We start from the raw sequence: 15,163 nt of genomic DNA on the forward strand, positions 1-15,163 counted from the left end.
TCACGTCGTCGGCCGATCCTACGGGCACCCCGTCGCCTCCAGGCCCAGACGGGCGGCAACGATCTGTTGCTGCAGCAGGGCCACCACCGCCTCGGCCGCCATGTCGCGCTTCGCCCCGCCCGCGCGCTCCACCAGCTCCACCTGGGCGGAAGCGGCGCCCCGCCCCACCACCACCCGCCAGGGAATTCCGATCAGATCGGCGTCCTTGAACTTCACACCGGCCCTCTCGCTGCGGTCGTCGAGCAGCACTTCGAGACCCGCCTGCTCGAGCTCGTCATGGAGGCGCTCCCCGAGAGCCACCTGAACGGGGTCCTGGGCACTGGCCACCACCACGATCACCTCGAAGGGCGCGATCGCCACGGGCCAGCGGATGCCCTGCTGATCGTGGTGCTGCTCCACGGCGGCCTGGGCCAGACGGGACACCCCGATGCCGTAGCAGCCCATCCAGAGGGGTTCATCCAGACCCTGCTCATTGGTGAAGGTGGCGTCGAGGGCCTCGGAGTACTTGCGCCCGAGCTGAAAGATGTGTCCCACCTCAATGCCGCGAGTGGCCTCCAGCCGCTGGCTGGGATCCTGGAGACAGCGCTCCCCCGGCTGGGCTGAGCGCAGATCGGCCACCCCCGGCAGCCCGGCGCCCAGAGTCAGCCAGCGGGCTCCCACCAGGTGAGTGTCGGGCTGATTGGCGCCGCAGACGAAGGCGTCGAGCTCCGCGGCGGTGGGGTCCGCCAGGCGCAGAAACGCGGGGTGCCAGCTGCGGGCACCGGCCAGCAGCTCATCCCCCAGGTGCGGTCCGATGCAGCCCAGGGGCCAGACGGGCAGTCCCTCAGCCCGGATCTGCTCCGGGGTGATCGGCTCCAGGTCCAGCAGGGCACCGGCCGCCTCCCCCAGGGTCGCGCTGACGGCATTGGCGAGCTTGGTGGGGTTGAGCTGCTGATCACCGCGCAGACTCACCAGCACGGGCCTCGGCTGGCCTTTGGCGCAGCGGGCCAGCAGAAGCAGCACCTTCACCGTCTGGCTGGGGTCGAAGCCATGGGCGGTGCAGAGGGCTTCGATGCTGTGCTGACCAGGCGTGTGGAGTTCCACCGCCCCGTCAGCGGCCGGCACCAGGGGAACCGCCGGCTCCGGCAGGGAGCAGGCCCGCTCCTGGTTGGCGGCGTAGCGGCCGTCGGCACTGCTGAGGATCAGATCCTCCCCGGCATCGGCCGTGACCATGAACTCCTGACTGGCCGAACCGCCGATGGCACCGCTGTCGGCCTCCACGGCCACGGTGCGCAGGCCACAGCGACTGAAGATGCGCCGGTAGGCCTGATCCATCCGCTGATAGGTGAGCCTGAGGTCGGCTTCGTCGGCATGGAAGGAATAGGCATCCTTCATGATGAATTCACGCCCGCGCATCAGGCCGAAGCGGGGCCGGATCTCATCCCTGAATTTGGTCTGGATCTGGTAGAGGGTCACCGGCAGTTGCCGGTAGGAGCGCAGCAGGTCGGCGGCCAGGGCCGTGATCACCTCTTCATGGGTGGGCCCGAGCCCGAGGGAGCGCTCCTGGCGGTCGACCAGGTGGAACATGATTCCCTCCCCGGCGGTGTACCCCTGCCAGCGGCCGCTGCGCTCCCAGAGGCTGGCGGGCTGCAGGGCAGGCAGGAGGGTTTCCAGGGCGCCGGTGGCCTCCATCTCCTGGCGCACGATCGTCGAGATCTTGCTGAGCACGCGCCAGAGCAGGGGCAGATAGGCGTACACCCCCGAGGCCACCCGGCGCATGTAACCGCCCCGCAGCAGCAGCTTGTGGGAGGGGATCTCGGCTTCCGCCGGGTCATCCCGCAGCGTCACCAGCATCAGGCGGGAGACGCGCATGGAAATGAGCAGCTTGAGCGGCCTGGGACCTTATCACCGGGTCTTGCAGGGGGCCAGCGCGACCGGTTTAATCACGCCACAGGTGGGCCCATCCAGAGGCCTGGCCAACCAGGCTTCCTCTGCTAACGTCGGCATGAATTCCCAGCCGTCCAAGATAAGTCTTATGGTTGCACCCACGGCCGGCTCCAGCGGAGAGCTTCCTCCGACCGTGGCCCCCTCCTGGCCTGCCGGCCTGCCGGATCCAGGCCCCGAACCGGCTGAAGGGCTGATCGGCATCGATGAGGTGCAGAAGGCGCTCAACCGCTCCAGAGCCTCGGTGTACCGCTACACCAACACCGATCCGCGCAACCTCAACCCACCCTTCAATCCGCGCAAGCTCAATCCGGAATACCGCACCGATCAGAAGGAAGTGCTGCTGTTTCACCCCAATGAGGTGGCCCGTTTCGCCCGCGACGTGCTGCGCATCAAGGAGGTGACCGTCGAGGTGCTCAATTCACCCTCCACAGCCACCCAGCAGCTGCTCAGCTCGATCCTCGAGGAACTTCAGGCCATCAGACACAGCCTGCAGGGACTGGATCAGGCCCCGTCGGAGCTCAGCAGCAAGCGCGATCAGCTGGAGCAGTCCCGTCCTGCCGCCTGAGCGCCCTGTCATGGGCTTGGGCAGAAAGTTGCCGGAGATGGCATATTGAAGTCGGTCTCCGTCTGACTGCGGGACATTCCGTCCCACCAGCCAGGCGGATGCTGCTTCCAGGTTCAGCATCCTGATCGGCCTGAGTGCCCATCGAACACTGCTCCTCGAAGCCGGTCCCTCTTCCCACTCCATGGATTCCGAACCTCCGCGAACCGGCTCTCCCGCAGCCACAGCCGAAGCCACCTCCACTGCTGTTTTCGCCACCCTCCTCACCTCCGCCGCTGCCGAGTCACGGCCGCCGGGGTCCACAGCCGCCAGAGGGGAGTCCAAGGATGATTCGTACAGTCCAGAGGGTTTCCTGGACCCAGGATCACCGCTGCTGGGAGCCACGATCGCCCTGCTGGCTCTGATCGTTCCAGTGGCCGCCGTTCTGCTGGAGCGCAGCGCCTTCCGGGCTGATCCCCGCTTCACCATCCCCATCAGCCGTGGACATCAGCAACCTGGCCGCCTCGCCATCCCCGGGATTGGTGAACCTGGTGGTGGAGATCCCCGCCGGTAGTCGCAACAAGTACGAATACAACGGCGTGGCCGGACTGATGGCTCTCGATCGGGTGCTCCATTCCTCGGTCCGCTATCCGTTCGACTACGGCTTCGTCCCCAACACCCTGGCCGAGGACGGGGCTCCCCTCGACGCGATGGTGATCATGGAGGAGCCCACCTTCGCTGGCTGCCTGATCACCGCCCGGCCGATCGGTTATCTCGACATGATCGACTGCGGCGCCCATGACGGAAAGCTCTTGTGCGTCCCCGAGGCCGATGGTCGTCAGAGCGGGTTGCGCAGCATTCGCCAGATCGCCGTCAACCAGCTCGAGGATGTGGCCGAGTTCTTCCGCACTTACAAGAATCTCGAGGGAAGGGCCGTCGAGATCCTCGGCTGGAAGGATGCCGAGGACGTGCCGGACCTGCTGGAACGCTGCATCCAGGCCGCCCTCGCCGCTCAGGAGGAGCGCTGCAGCAGGAATCCCTCGTAATCGAGGCCCTGGAAGACCCTCGCCGGATCCCCGAAGCCGGCGGCATTCACCAGGGCTGTGAGCCGCGCCAGTCCCACCGGATGGGTCCCGTGGGTGAGTGGCTCGAGCAGCTCAGGTGGGGCCTGCAGCTGAGACGCCCTCTGGAAACCGAGCCAGGCCTCCGCCACCTGGTCCTCCAGCAGGGGAAGAGCCGGGCGCATCAGATCCACCAGCAGCAACTGGCCCCCGGGCCGGAGGCAGCGGGCCAGGGCGGTGAGAAACGCCAGTTTGCTTCCGTCATCCGGCAGGGACTGGAGCACCAGGACCGAGAGCGCCCCATCGAACCCGGCCTCCAGCTCCAGGGCCTCCACCGTGCACTGCCGCCAGTGGATGCCGGTTGCCGCCGCGCCGAGGCGCTGCTGCGCGGCGCTGAGCATCGCTGCGGAGGGGTCGATCGCGCTCAGCCGCCAGTCGGGGCGCTGGGCCAGGGCCTCCACCAGCTCCGCTCCGGTTCCGCAGCCGGCCACCAGCACCTCCGCTCCGGCCTGGCCGGCAAGGGGTGAGGCCGCCAGCAGAGCCACTCCGAGCCTGGCCAGGCTGGCGTAGCCAGGGATCAGGCCCTGCACCACCAGGTCATACCCGGAGGATTCGCCGCTGATCGCTGCAGCCATGGCCCTGTGCGTGCTCCCCTGGATCGTAGGCAGCGGCGGCGCGCGCCCCGACCAACAACCATTTCAAGGCGGCTGTCCGAAGGCCCGCTGGACGGTAAGTTGGTTCGCGCCAGTAGCCGCTGCGATCCGTGCCCACCATCCGCTTCGTCAATGAAGACCAGAAGGTTGGTTGCATCGAGGGGGCCAACCTGCGTCAGGCTGCACTTGATGCGGGCATCAACCCCTACAAGGGCCTGAACAACTTCAACAATTGCGGCGGCCTTGGCCAGTGCGGCACCTGTGTCGTCGAAGTTGTTGAGGGCGCCCAGAATCTCTCTCCCCGCAGCGACGTCGAGCAGGTGTACCTCTCCGATCGCCCCGCCAACTACCGCCTCAGCTGCCGCACCAGCGTCAATGGCGATGTGACCATCCGCACCCGTCCGGATGCCGCCGTGGGCAAGGGCTCCAACAGCCTTGTCGGCGCACTGAAATCACTCGTCGGGCGGAAGTGACCCCGGCTGGGGCCTCCGGCGGAGGCCGCCCACGGCTGTACAGCTACCCGAAATGCTCCACCTGTCGCCGGGCTCTGAAGTGGCTGGCGGCTGAGGGCGTTGAAGTGGACGTGATCGACATCACTCTCTCGCCCCCCTCCAGAGAGGTGCTGGCGCAGGTCTGGCCCCGCCTTGCTGATCCCCGACGGCTGTTCAACTCCAGTGGGGCCAGCTATCGCGCCCTCGGTGCCGCCCGGGTCAGGGCGATGTCTGCCGACGAGGCCATCAGTGCCCTGGCCGCCGATGGCAAGCTGATCCGACGCCCCCTGCTGCTGGCTGAAGGCGTTGCGCCGCTCACGGGTTTTGATCCCGAGGTCTGGAAGGACGCTCTGAAGGCTCAGCTGCCATTGGCTGGTCCTGAACTGTCGCCGCCGGTGGCACCGTGAGCTGATCCAGCTCGCGGATCAGGGCATCGATCCCCGTGCGGTTGATCTGAGCCAGGTAGGTGAGCTTGAGTTCCTCCAGCAGCGCGCAGACGAGCTGCTGGCTGCGCTCCAGCACCGGACCACGCTCGAGGGCCTGGGCCAGCTCATCCCAGAAGCGATCGACACAGTCACGCAGCAGATCGATCTGGCGGTTGTCGCGCCGCTGCAGCCTTGAACCGGCCCCGCGCGAGAGCTCCATCATGCTGTCCACCAGTCCGGAGGCGAGCTGCTGGGTCAGCTGCTGCTCCACCTGCATCAGCAGTTGCAGCTGGCGCAGCCCCGGGGGCACCACCATCGACTGAAGCGTCTGCTGCAGGGCATGGGCCAGCACGGCCTGGAGCTGGGGTGCCAGGCGGGGCCCGACATCGCTGAGCAGCAGGGGACCCCAGATGCGCATCAGTTCCACCAGTTCGCGCTCGTCGTTGATCGAAACGGTCTGATGACTGCGCAGGCGGCGGATGCGTTCGGGCCACTGGGGGGAGCGGATCAACCCCTGGGCCCCGTCCATGAGCTGCAGGGCGAGCACCTCGAACAGCTCGACCGCCAGCAGGGCCACCACGGCCCGGCTGACCACGGCCCGCAGGGGCTCCATGTTCACGAGCCCGCTGGTCTGCAGCCTCTCGACCACAGGAACCAGACGCAGCCAGCGCCAGAACGGCATCAGCAGGGGCAGATCGGTCCAGCGCCGCAGCAGGGCCTCTCCCCAGCTCAGGCCGGGCAGGCGGCGACGCAGCCGTGCCGCCCGCAGCAGGATGTCCGCCAGGAAGACGCTCTGGAACAGCACCAGATCGAAGCGCCAGAAATTGTCGGTGGGACGGCCGTTCTCATCGATGGAGCGCCAGTAGTTGGTGGCCACCAGCGGCAGCACCTGCTGCTGCCAGAACAGGCGCTCCTCGCTCCAGGGCCGGCTCCGCAGCCAGTCGTCCCCCAGGAGCTGCCCGGCCGACTGTTTGGCCGAATCCTGGTCAGCCCGCTCGCGCAGACGATTCTTGATCTTCTCCAGCGTGCCGGCGCCCCCCGAGGCCAGGAAGGGGTTGTCGTCGATCATCCGCTCGGTGAGGATCACCTGACGCCGACGCAGGTCGACGGCCGCCCCCCCATCCAGCAGGGCACGGTCCATCTGATCGAAGGCTTCCAGGTAGGCCTGCGTCTCCCGGTGGGCTTCGATCCCCTTCACCGGGTCGTAGTAAGGCGTGATGTCGGGCAGGAAGCTGAGCCGCAGCACCAGCGGGGCCGAGGGGAGCGGATAGAGGTTGCGCTGCAGCCAGAACGTGCGCAGCGGCACGTAGGTGATGTCGAAACAGACCCAGAGCAGATTCAAGGCCGCCCAGAGGGCCACGAACTGATCCCAGCGGTGCCCGAGGCTGTTGCTGCCTGCCGAGGACCTCAGATGCCAGCGCGGCCGCACCATGGAGAACAGCGTCGATCGACTCAGGGTAGAGAGGGGGTCCGTCCCGCTCCGGAGCCCTAAGGTGGCCGGCTCCAGCAGGAGTGCATTGAGCGCCGAGGACTCCCCATCACCGACCACACCTGCAGGGACACCTGATCACGAGCCGGAGAAGGGATCTCAGCCGCAGGAGCACTCGGGCCAGGACCCGGAGAGTTCCTGGGCGTTCTGGCGCAGCGTGGTGCTCACCCTGGCGGTGGCCCTCGGCATCAGGCAGTTTCTGCTGGAGGCGCGCTTCATTCCGTCGGGCTCGATGCTGCCCGGCCTGCAGATCCAGGACCGGCTGCTGGTGGAGAAGATCAGCTTTCGAAGCCGTGCCCCCAGGCGGGGAGAAATCGTCGTGTTTCACTCCCCCTTCCACTTCGACCCCGCCCTGCAGGCCAACCGGCGCTCCAGCCCGCTTGGCTGCCTGCTGGTGAACCTTCCCCTGATCGGCTCGATCCCCGGCCTCCAGGAGCCGGCTTGCGACGCCTACATCAAACGGGTGGTCGCGATTCCCGGCGACCGGGTGGTGGTCAACCCGCGCGGGCAGGTGAGCATCAACGGCAAGGCCATCAGCGAACCCTACGTCGAGAATTTCTGCCCGATCGACAGCCAGGGCATCGGACCCTGCCGCACCCTCGACACCGTGGTGCCCCCGGGGACCGTGCTGGCCCTCGGCGACAACCGAGCCAACAGCTGGGACGGACGCTTCTGGCCGGGGGGACCCTTCCTGCCCCGCAAGGAGATCATCGGCCGGGCCTTCTACCGATTCTGGCCGCTGGATCGCACGGGTCCCCTCGGGGCTCCGGACCCCCTCAGCGGGGCCCCAGCCAAAGCCGGGGAAGCAGCCCCGTCGCCAGCACCCGCCCCCTGAGCACCTCGCCCCCCAGGGGCTGGTTGGCCGCCCTGGAGGCATAGCCATCGGCCGTGGGGATCCACTCCCTGTCGGGGTCGAAGAGGATCCAGCGCCTCGAGCCGCACTCGAGCACGGGCTCCTCCAGATCCAGCAGCCGGGCCGGGCCCCAGCAGAGGGCTTGCCAGAGCGCTTCCGGGCTCCAGCCCTGCTCCCGGACCAGGTGGTGCCACAGCTGCGGCAACACGTAGCGGTGACCCGCCAGACCAGGCCGGCGCTGATCCAGGGGCAGCAGCTGTTCCTCGGGATCGAGCGGTTGGTGGTGCACCGCCACGGCACTGATCACCCCGTCGGCCAGCGCGTCCACCAGGGCACGGCGATCCCCGGGGGTGCCCAGGGAGGGCACCAGCCGCCAGCCCTCGGCCACGGGATCGAGGCCGCCGCTGTCAGCCACCAGATGCCACCAGCAGACCGTGGCCATCGGAGACGGATCGGCCGCCCGCAGAAGTTTCACTCCTGCAGCGGTCGAGAGATTGGCCACGCGCAGGTTCACCTGGGGCAGTGAGGCCGCAAGGGCCAGCAGGTTCTGCAGGGGGATGGTCTCGCTCAGGGGGGGGTCCAGGGGCCAGCCGGCACGCAGGGCCTCCACCCCCTCGCGCACGAATCCTCCGTGATCCAGGCTGGCGTTCCGTGGTGCCAGAAGCACGGGACAATCCGCGCATTCTCCGATGCTGAGCCCCCGCTCCAGCAGCGGCAGCGGGGGCAGCTCCCCCTCCTCCGCCAGTCCGAGGGCACCGGCGGCCAGCAGATCGGCGTGGGCTGAGAGGTCCTCCCCCCGGCCGCCGAGGCTGAATGCCCCCCACAGCGGCAACTGGAAGGGGGCCTCCACCCCAAGGCGGAGGCATTCGGGCCGGTCGCGCCAGATGCGGGCCCGCGGCAGCAGCGCCACGGTGCCGTACCCGGCCGCCGAGGCTGAGCGCACCAGACTTTCGAGGGTTTCGGCACGGCCGTCCTCGGGCTCCTCCAGCACGCTGTGGGGATCCACCAGGGCCGGCGCCAGCAGCCAGGCATCAGCGGGGCTCGGATGCAGGCCCAGCCGTGTCGCCCCCTCGCGGGCGCTGGCACCAAAGGCGCTGATCACGCCCTGCTCGAGAAGCACATCGCTGCGTGTCAGAGGCTGGTCGGGCCCCTGCAGCAGCTGGACATCCCGCAGGAGCAGGGCCGTCATCAGAGGGCGCCGGCGGCGGTGCGGTCGATGACGCCCCCGAGATGGGTGGTGAGGTTCAGACAGGTCACCACCGGCAGGGCTGCGCCCGCACGGCCCGGTGGCGGCCAGTCGATCACACTCACGCCACCGTTGCCCTGCTTCACCATCCAGATGTCAGCCGGGGTGAGGCCCAGCAGGGCACAGAGGATCGTCTTGTTGACGGCGTCATGGGCGACCACCAGGGCGGTCTCCTCAGCCTCCAGGCCTGCAGCGAGGGCCGTCCAGCAGGCCACGGAACGATCCCAGACCTGCTGGAGCGTCTCACCGTCGGGCATCTGAACGGTGTGGGGGGCGACTTTCCACTGCTGCAGCAGGTCTCCCCACTCCTGGGAAATCTCCTGCTCGAGGCGCCCCTCCCACTGGCCATGACCGATCTCCACCAGGCCCTCCTGGCTGCTGAGCATCACTCCGGGGTGGGCCGTGAGGATCGCTTCGGCGGTCTGGCGGGGCCGGGCCATCGAGCTGGTGAAGGCCTTCTGGATCGGCACCTCGCTGAGGAAGTCCGCCGCCGAGTGTGCCTGGGCCAGACCATTGGCGTTGAGGGGGATGTCGATCTGCCCCTGGAAGCGACCCTGGCGGTTCCAGTCGGTCTCGCCGTGACGCACCAGCAGCAGACGTGCCCCGGCCCCCTTCGGCGGCAGTCCGTTGCCGAGGTGGGCGGTGACATTGAGGGACTCGATCTGCACCTGCACGCCGCCGGCGGTCTGACGCTGCAGGTTGAACACCGAGAGGGAGGCGTTCTCCAGGCGAAGTCCCTGAAAGCGGCTGGCGGGCAACCCCAGCAGCTGCAGCACCAGGCAGCGCAGGATGGCGCTGTGGGCCACCACCAGCACCGTGGTCAGATCCTCTCCCGCCTGATCGCCGTGATCGAGATGCTGGCGCTCCAGGCGATCCAGCCAGCGGCGGGCCTGGTCCATCAGTTCCGGAATCGGCCGGAAGCGGCTGCCATCGGAGCGTTCCAACTCCAGCCGATCGGGAGCCTCCCTCCAGAGGCGGTAGGCCTCGGGACATCGTTCCTTCACCTCACTGCCCAGCAGGCCGCACCAGGGGCCCAGATCCACCTCGAGCAGATCGTCGTCGAACTCGGCGCTGAGCCCACCGCCCTGGGCCTCCAGCAGCGCGGTGCTGGTTGCGGCGGCCCGGCTCAGGGGAGAGCTGTAGACGGCATCGAGACGAAGGTCAGCCAGTGCCGCCCCGGTGAGACGGGCCTGGCTGAGGCCGTCGTCGGTGAGGGAGGAGAGATCATCCCGGCCCTGGATGCGGCGCTCGGTGTTGAAGCTGCTGAGTCCGTGGCGGACGAGCAGGAGCCGAAGGGGCACGGGGTCTGGAGCTGGAAGCGCCGTCATCGTATGGGAGGGATCCCGTCGGGCTCGGGGGAGAATCGCTCGATTGCGAGGAGCTCGGGTGGCAACAGGAGGGCGAGGACGGGCCGGGTCCCTGAAAGTGGGGCTGGCCATGGCCAGCCTGGTGCTGAGCCTGCTGCTCTGGCTCAACGGGCTGCTGGAGAGTCTGGATCGCCCGTCGGTGGGTGACGACCTCTCCCGGCGGCAACTGGAACTGAGTGTGCTGGCCGACCCTGCGGTTCCGCCATCGCTGCGGCCGCTGCTGGTGGGTGTGGACCCTGGAGCTCTCCTGCTGGCGGAGCTGGACCTGCAGGCGGAGGAGAGCGGCGACAGCACCACGGCCCCGGGAACCGCCCAGGCCGGCGGTGAACGCGAGGCCAGGATCAGCCTGCTGGAGCGGGCGCTGCTGCAGCTGCGCCAGGGGCAACCGGACGCCGCACGGCCGTTGCTGCTTCAACTGCAACGGCTTGTCGCCAACGAGGACCGGCCCCTGATCGAGCAGCTGCTCCTGCTGCCCCAGGGGGGCAGCAGACCCGTCGAGGCGGTGGGCATGCTCCAGGACCCGCTGGTGCGGCGTCTCAGCTGCGAAGTGCTGGGCGACATGGCCAGCGAGTGCTCCGAGCCGGCCGCCGAGCGACGGGCCCTGCTGCAGCTGCTGGGCATCAACCTGCTGCCGGCCGTGGCCCTGCTGGCCGGACTGGCGCTGCTGCTGAGGGAAGGCTGGCTGCGCTGGCGTGGCAAGCAGGCTCCGCTGCCTGCCCTGGTGGGCCCCGATCTGGGGGTGATCGATGTGGTGCTTCTGATCGCGGGAGGCTTCGTGCTGCTGGGGGAAGTGCTCACGCCGGTGCTGCTGGGTCCCCTGCTGCAGGCCACGCTCTCGGCACTGGCGATCAAGCCTCCGCTCGCCGATGGCCTCACGGTGCTCACCATGTACCTCGGGCTGATGGCCGCCCCGCTGCTGATGCTCGTCATTCTGCTGCGGTCGGGTGGTGAGGCCCCGGAGAGCGGCTGGCTTCAGTTCCGCTGGCGTCCGCTGGGTTCAGCCCTGCGCAAGTCGGTGAAGTACCTGCTGATCGTGCTGCCCCTGGTGTCCCTGGTGGGCTGGCTGCAGCAGCACTTCTGGATTGACGTCGGCGGGAGCAATCCACTGCTGGAGCTGGTGCTGCGCAGCGGCAACGGCCTGACCCTGGCCTGTTTCGCCTTCACGGCCATCGTGCTGGCCCCGCTGTTCGAGGAAACCATCTTCCGTGGCGTTCTGCTGCCGGTGGTGGGTCGGGAGATCGGGCCCCTGCCCGCGGTGCTGATCAGCAGCGCAGTCTTCGGCATCGCTCATCTCAGCCTCGGCGAATTCCCCCCCCTGTTCACCCTTGGCCTGGGTCTGGGCTGGCTGCGTCTGAGCAGTGGCCGCCTGAGCACCTGCGTGGGGCTCCACGCTCTCTGGAACGGACTCACCTTCACCAACCTGCTCTTGTTGGCACGCTGATCGTCGCCTTGCTGCCCCTTGCGCCCCATGGTTCACTTGCGGAGATTCGTCAGGTTCCGGTGGTCGCCGTTCCGTCGCCCCAGCCCTTCTTCAGGCGCCGTTCCCTGGAACTGATCCAGGGCTCCTTCTCCGCCCGGCGCGTGGTTCGCCAGGCCCCCTGGCTGGCCGGTCTGCACAGGGCCTCCGATGGCCTGCTTGTGGCTCTCGGCCTCTCGATGGTGGGTCTCACCGCTCTCACCCTGCACTGGCAGGGTCAGTGGACCCGCAGCTTTGAGCTGCTGGAGTCGACCCAGGTGCTGGAGCACCGGCTTCAGGAATCCACCGCGGTGCTTGAGCAGCACCACCTGGCGATGGCTCGCCGTCCCGGCCTGCTGGTGCCCACCAGCCTCCAGCGCCTGATCCATCTGCCTTCCCCCAGCGCCGGGGCTCCTCAGGGCCTGTCCAATCCCACGGCCAGCCAACCCCAGAGCAGGCCGTTCAGCCTCCAGGCGCTCGACCCCCGCACGCTCGGTGGGGAGCTGAGCCGGATCAGCCTCGACCCCCGGATCGTTCGCGCTGGGTATTGAGGGTGGTCCGACGCTCCGCCACTGGGTCCCCCCCCATCCCCCTCCATGGAGGGGGGCGCGGTTCACCGCAGGCGGACAACACCCACAGCAGCAGACGCCGGGTGATCCAGCTGCAGCCGGTGCCGGCCGGCCGCCTGCTCACCGTGTATCTCACGCTCTGCCTGGCCATGCTGGGCCTGGCCGGACGTCTGGCCTGGCTGCAGGTCAAGGAGGGTGACCGGCTGCAGCAGCGGGCCCGGGCGATCCAGACCCAGAAGACGAAACCGATCGGCAAGCGACGGCCGATCGTTGACCGCAAGGGCCGGCTGGTGGCCCTGGATGAGGAACGCTTCACCCTTTGGGCCCATCCCCGCTACTTCAACTTTCCCGGAGACGACCCCAACCTGATCCGCAGCAGTGCGGAAACGGTCGAGAAACTCGCCAAAGTGCTGATGGTGCCTTCAGCGGATCTGATGCGCACGATCGATGGCCGCAAGACCGGCGTCAAGCTCGCCACGGATCTCGATCCGGAAACAGCCCGCCGTCTGCGGGAGCTCGGCATCAGTGGCCTTGACCTCGAGCCCTACCCCCAGAGGATCTATCCCCAGGGTCAGCTGTTCGCCAACGTGGTCGGCTTCCTCAACCTGGAGCGGGTGGCCCAGGCCGGTCTGGAGCAGAGCCGTGACAAGGACCTGCGCCGTCAGGAAACCACTCGTCAGATGCGCCGCGGCGCCGATGGCACCCCTCTGCCCGACGGTCTCCAGGCCGGCGTTCTCTACACCGATGATCTGCGGCTGCAGCTCACCCTGGATTCCCGCCTTCAGCAGGTGGCCCAGCAGGCGCTCGCCAGACAGCTGAAGCAGTGGAAGGCCAAGCGGGGTTCCGCCATGGTGATGGATGTGCGCAACGGCGAGATGCTCGCGCTCACCTCGAGCCCCAGCTACGAGCCCAACAGGTTCTGGAAGTTTTCCCCGGGTCTGTTCCGGGAATGGTCGGTGCAGGACCTCTACGAACCTGGCTCCACCTTCAAGCCGATCAATCTGGCGATCGCCCTTCAGGAGAAGGCCATCCAGCCCAACGGCACCGTCAACGACGTCGGTCAGCTCACGATCGGAGGCTGGCCGATCTTCAACCACGACCGCCGCGCCAACGGCATTCTGGATTTCGCCACCGTTCTTCAGGTCTCGAGCAACGTGGGCATGGTGCAGGCCATGCGCCGTCTCAAGCCCTCCATCTACTGGGAGTGGATGCGCCGGATCGGCATCGACACCATTCTGGACACCGATCTGCCAGGGGCCGTGGCCGGAGAGCTCAAGACCCGCGAGCAGTTCACCACCCAGCCGATCGAACCGGCGACGGCCGCCTTCGGTCAGGGGTTCTCACTGACGCCGCTGAAGCTGCTGCAGTTGCACGCCATGCTCGCCAACGGTGGCCGTCTGGTGAGCCCCCACATCACCCGCGGCCTGCGCTCCGGTGACAGCCTGGCCCCGGCCCCTCCCCCCAGCGGCCTGCAGCTGATGCAACCCGCCGTCACCAGGCAGGTGATGGCCTGGCTGGAAACGGTCGTGGAGAAAGGCAGTGGCAAGGGCGTTCAGGTTCCTGGTTACCGCATCGGTGGCAAGACCGGCACCGCCCAGAAGGCACTCAACGGGGTTTACATCCCGGGAGCCCGGATCACCAGCTTCGTGGCCCACCTGCCGATCGACGATCCCCGCTATGTGGTGCTCGTGGTGGTGGATGAACCCCAGGGGGGCAATGCCTACGGCTCCACGGTGGCGGTACCGGTGGCCAAGGAGATCATCGAAGCCCTGCTGGTGCTCGAGAAAGTTCCACCCAGCAGCGGCACCAATCCCGCCGCTCAGCCAACGGTGCGGGGTTGAGGACGCTCCGGTTGGGCCCAGCCGTGCCTGGCTAGCCTCCATCCAGACGTCAACGTTTGGGGACATGCCCAACCTGCTCGAACAACTCGCTGCCATGACGGTGGTCGTCGCCGACACCGGTGAACTGGAAGCGATCAAGCAGTTCACTCCCCGCGATGCCACCACCAACCCGTCCCTGATCCTGGCGGCGGCCCAGATTCCGCTGTATCAGCGGCTGATCGATGAATCCCTGCGGGCCTCCAGAACGGTGATCGGCGCCGCTGCCCCTGCCGAAGCGGTGGTGCTGGAAGCTCTCGATGAGATCTGCGTCACCTTCGGCAAGGAGATTCTCCAGATCGTCCCAGGACGGGTGTCCACAGAGGTGGATGCCAGGCTCAGTTACGACACTGAGGCCACCATCGAGAAGGCCCGCAAGCTGATCGGTCTCTATGAGCATGTCGGGATCAGCAAGGAGCGGGTGCTGATCAAGATCGCCTCCACCTGGGAAGGCATCAAGGCCGCTGAAGCGCTGGAGAAGGAGGGCATCCACTGCAATCTCACCCTCCTGTTCAGCTTCACCCAGGCGGTGGCCTGCGCCGAGGCGGGGGTGACCCTGATCTCACCCTTCGTGGGTCGCATCCTCGACTGGTACAAGCAGGACACGGGCCGTGAGCACTATCCCGGTCCGGAAGACCCCGGTGTGATCTCGGTCACCAAGATTTTCAACTACTACAAAACCCACGGCTACCGCACGGAAGTGATGGGTGCGAGCTTCCGCAACATCGAGGAGATCATCGAGCTGGCCGGCTGCGATCTGCTCACGATTTCACCGAAACTCCTCGATCAGCTCCGGACCACCGAAGCTCCCCTGCCGCGCAAGCTCGATCCCCTCAGCCCGGCAGCCACCGAGGCCCGCTTCAGCCTGGATGCCAGCGCCTACGTCAGCGCCATGGCGGCCGATCGCATGGCCAGCGAAAAGCTCGATGAGGGCATCCGCGGCTTCAGCAAGGCGATCGAAACCCTCGAGGCGCAGCTGGCCCATCGCCTCGCTGAACTGGAGGGGGAAGCCGCCTTCGCCCACGCCGCCCAGGAGATCTTCCTGCTCAACGACATGGATGGCGACGGTTGCATCACCCGCGAGGAGTGGCTGGGCAGCGACGCGGTCTTCGATGCCCTCGACACCGACCACGACGGCAGGCTGGTGCCTGAGGACGTGCGTGGCGGCCTCGGAGCTCCCCTGGCCCTCGCGGCCGTCGGTGCCTGATC

At 67.8% G+C, this 15,163-nt stretch carries 15 protein-coding genes; 9 read left to right on the forward strand and 6 right to left on the reverse strand.

What is annotated here, in order from left to right; translation table 11 throughout:
* Nucleotides 1–18 precede the first annotated feature (18 nt).
* A complete protein-coding gene (locus I1E95_RS15330; RefSeq protein WP_197163734.1) occupies nucleotides 19–1,851 on the reverse strand; it encodes a proline--tRNA ligase in 1,833 nt (610 codons plus the stop codon).
* A gap of 163 nt (nucleotides 1,852–2,014) precedes the next feature.
* Here I1E95_RS15330 and I1E95_RS15335 point away from each other — a divergent pair, with 163 nt between their 5' ends.
* Nucleotides 2,015–2,491 carry a hypothetical protein gene (locus I1E95_RS15335; protein WP_197163735.1) on the forward strand — a complete coding sequence of 159 codons (477 nt, stop codon included), beginning with the start codon at nucleotides 2,015–2,017 and terminating at the stop codon, nucleotides 2,489–2,491.
* Between the two features lie 361 nt (nucleotides 2,492–2,852).
* On the opposite strand, the gene I1E95_RS17150 is transcribed toward I1E95_RS15335, so the two are convergent.
* Complete coding sequence (locus tag I1E95_RS17150) at nucleotides 2,853–2,975, reverse strand: hypothetical protein (protein ID WP_255518509.1); 123 nt, start codon at nucleotides 2,973–2,975, stop codon at nucleotides 2,853–2,855.
* Here I1E95_RS17150 and I1E95_RS15340 point away from each other — a divergent pair.
* On the forward strand, nucleotides 2,968–3,513 hold the full coding sequence (locus I1E95_RS15340) for an inorganic diphosphatase (protein WP_197163737.1): 546 nt from the start codon (nucleotides 2,968–2,970) through the stop codon (nucleotides 3,511–3,513). The genes I1E95_RS17150 and I1E95_RS15340 overlap by 8 nt on opposite strands.
* Here I1E95_RS15340 and I1E95_RS15345 read toward each other — a convergent pair.
* Nucleotides 3,480–4,163: a class I SAM-dependent methyltransferase gene (locus tag I1E95_RS15345; protein ID WP_197163739.1), complete on the reverse strand. Its 684-nt coding sequence runs from the start codon at nucleotides 4,161–4,163 to the stop codon at nucleotides 3,480–3,482. The genes I1E95_RS15340 and I1E95_RS15345 overlap by 34 nt on opposite strands.
* A gap of 128 nt (nucleotides 4,164–4,291) precedes the next feature.
* On the opposite strand from I1E95_RS15345, the gene I1E95_RS15350 reads away from it, so the two are divergent.
* Both I1E95_RS15350 and I1E95_RS15355 read left to right on the forward strand, forming a co-directional pair.
* The gene (locus I1E95_RS15350; RefSeq protein ID WP_197163748.1) at nucleotides 4,292–4,654 is read left to right on the forward strand and encodes a 2Fe-2S iron-sulfur cluster-binding protein; all 363 of its coding nucleotides are present in this window, start codon (nucleotides 4,292–4,294) and stop codon (nucleotides 4,652–4,654) included.
* Nucleotides 4,651–5,079, forward strand: a complete 429-nt coding sequence (locus I1E95_RS15355; protein WP_197163757.1) for a Spx/MgsR family RNA polymerase-binding regulatory protein — start codon at nucleotides 4,651–4,653, stop codon at nucleotides 5,077–5,079. Before I1E95_RS15350 ends, I1E95_RS15355 begins: the two co-directional genes overlap by 4 nt.
* Here I1E95_RS15355 and I1E95_RS15360 read toward each other — a convergent pair.
* Nucleotides 4,988–6,529, reverse strand: coding sequence for a hypothetical protein (locus tag I1E95_RS15360; protein ID WP_231594686.1), 1,542 nt, complete (start codon nucleotides 6,527–6,529; stop codon nucleotides 4,988–4,990). The two genes, I1E95_RS15355 and I1E95_RS15360, sit on opposite strands and share 92 nt — an antisense overlap.
* Nucleotides 6,530–6,743: 214 nt before the next feature.
* Between I1E95_RS15360 and lepB the strand changes: the two genes are divergently transcribed.
* On the forward strand, nucleotides 6,744–7,421 hold the full coding sequence (gene lepB, locus I1E95_RS15365) for a signal peptidase I (protein ID WP_197167565.1): 678 nt from the start codon (nucleotides 6,744–6,746) through the stop codon (nucleotides 7,419–7,421).
* On the opposite strand, the gene I1E95_RS15370 is transcribed toward lepB, so the two are convergent.
* Together I1E95_RS15370 and I1E95_RS15375 are read right to left on the reverse strand one after the other, a co-directional pair.
* A complete protein-coding gene (locus I1E95_RS15370; protein ID WP_197163759.1) occupies nucleotides 7,363–8,628 on the reverse strand; it encodes a dihydroorotase in 1,266 nt (421 codons plus the stop codon). The genes lepB and I1E95_RS15370 overlap by 59 nt on opposite strands.
* Entirely contained in the window at nucleotides 8,628–9,986 is a 1,359-nt protein-coding gene (locus tag I1E95_RS15375; RefSeq protein WP_197163761.1) for a histidine phosphatase family protein, read from the reverse strand. The genes I1E95_RS15370 and I1E95_RS15375 overlap by 1 nt, the downstream gene beginning before the upstream one ends.
* A gap of 136 nt (nucleotides 9,987–10,122) precedes the next feature.
* Here I1E95_RS15375 and I1E95_RS15380 point away from each other — a divergent pair, with 136 nt between their 5' ends.
* The 4 genes from I1E95_RS15380 (at nucleotide 10,123) to I1E95_RS15395 (ending at nucleotide 15,161) form a co-directional block, all read left to right on the forward strand.
* Nucleotides 10,123–11,493, forward strand: coding sequence for a CPBP family intramembrane glutamic endopeptidase (locus I1E95_RS15380; protein ID WP_197163763.1), 1,371 nt, complete (start codon nucleotides 10,123–10,125; stop codon nucleotides 11,491–11,493).
* Between the two features lie 59 nt (nucleotides 11,494–11,552).
* On the forward strand, nucleotides 11,553–12,059 hold the full coding sequence (locus I1E95_RS15385; protein ID WP_197163765.1) for a hypothetical protein: 507 nt from the start codon (nucleotides 11,553–11,555) through the stop codon (nucleotides 12,057–12,059).
* 2 nt (nucleotides 12,060–12,061) lie between these two features.
* Nucleotides 12,062–13,918 carry a peptidoglycan D,D-transpeptidase FtsI family protein gene (locus tag I1E95_RS15390; protein WP_370594558.1) on the forward strand — a complete coding sequence of 619 codons (1,857 nt, stop codon included), beginning with the start codon at nucleotides 12,062–12,064 and terminating at the stop codon, nucleotides 13,916–13,918.
* A gap of 64 nt (nucleotides 13,919–13,982) precedes the next feature.
* Complete coding sequence (locus tag I1E95_RS15395; protein ID WP_197163767.1) at nucleotides 13,983–15,161, forward strand: transaldolase; 1,179 nt, start codon at nucleotides 13,983–13,985, stop codon at nucleotides 15,159–15,161.
* Nucleotides 15,162–15,163: the final 2 nt, after the last annotated feature.

This window comes from Synechococcus sp. CBW1107, assembly GCF_015841355.1.
In the GTDB taxonomy this organism is placed as follows: Bacteria; Cyanobacteriota; Cyanobacteriia; order PCC-6307; family Cyanobiaceae; genus Regnicoccus_A.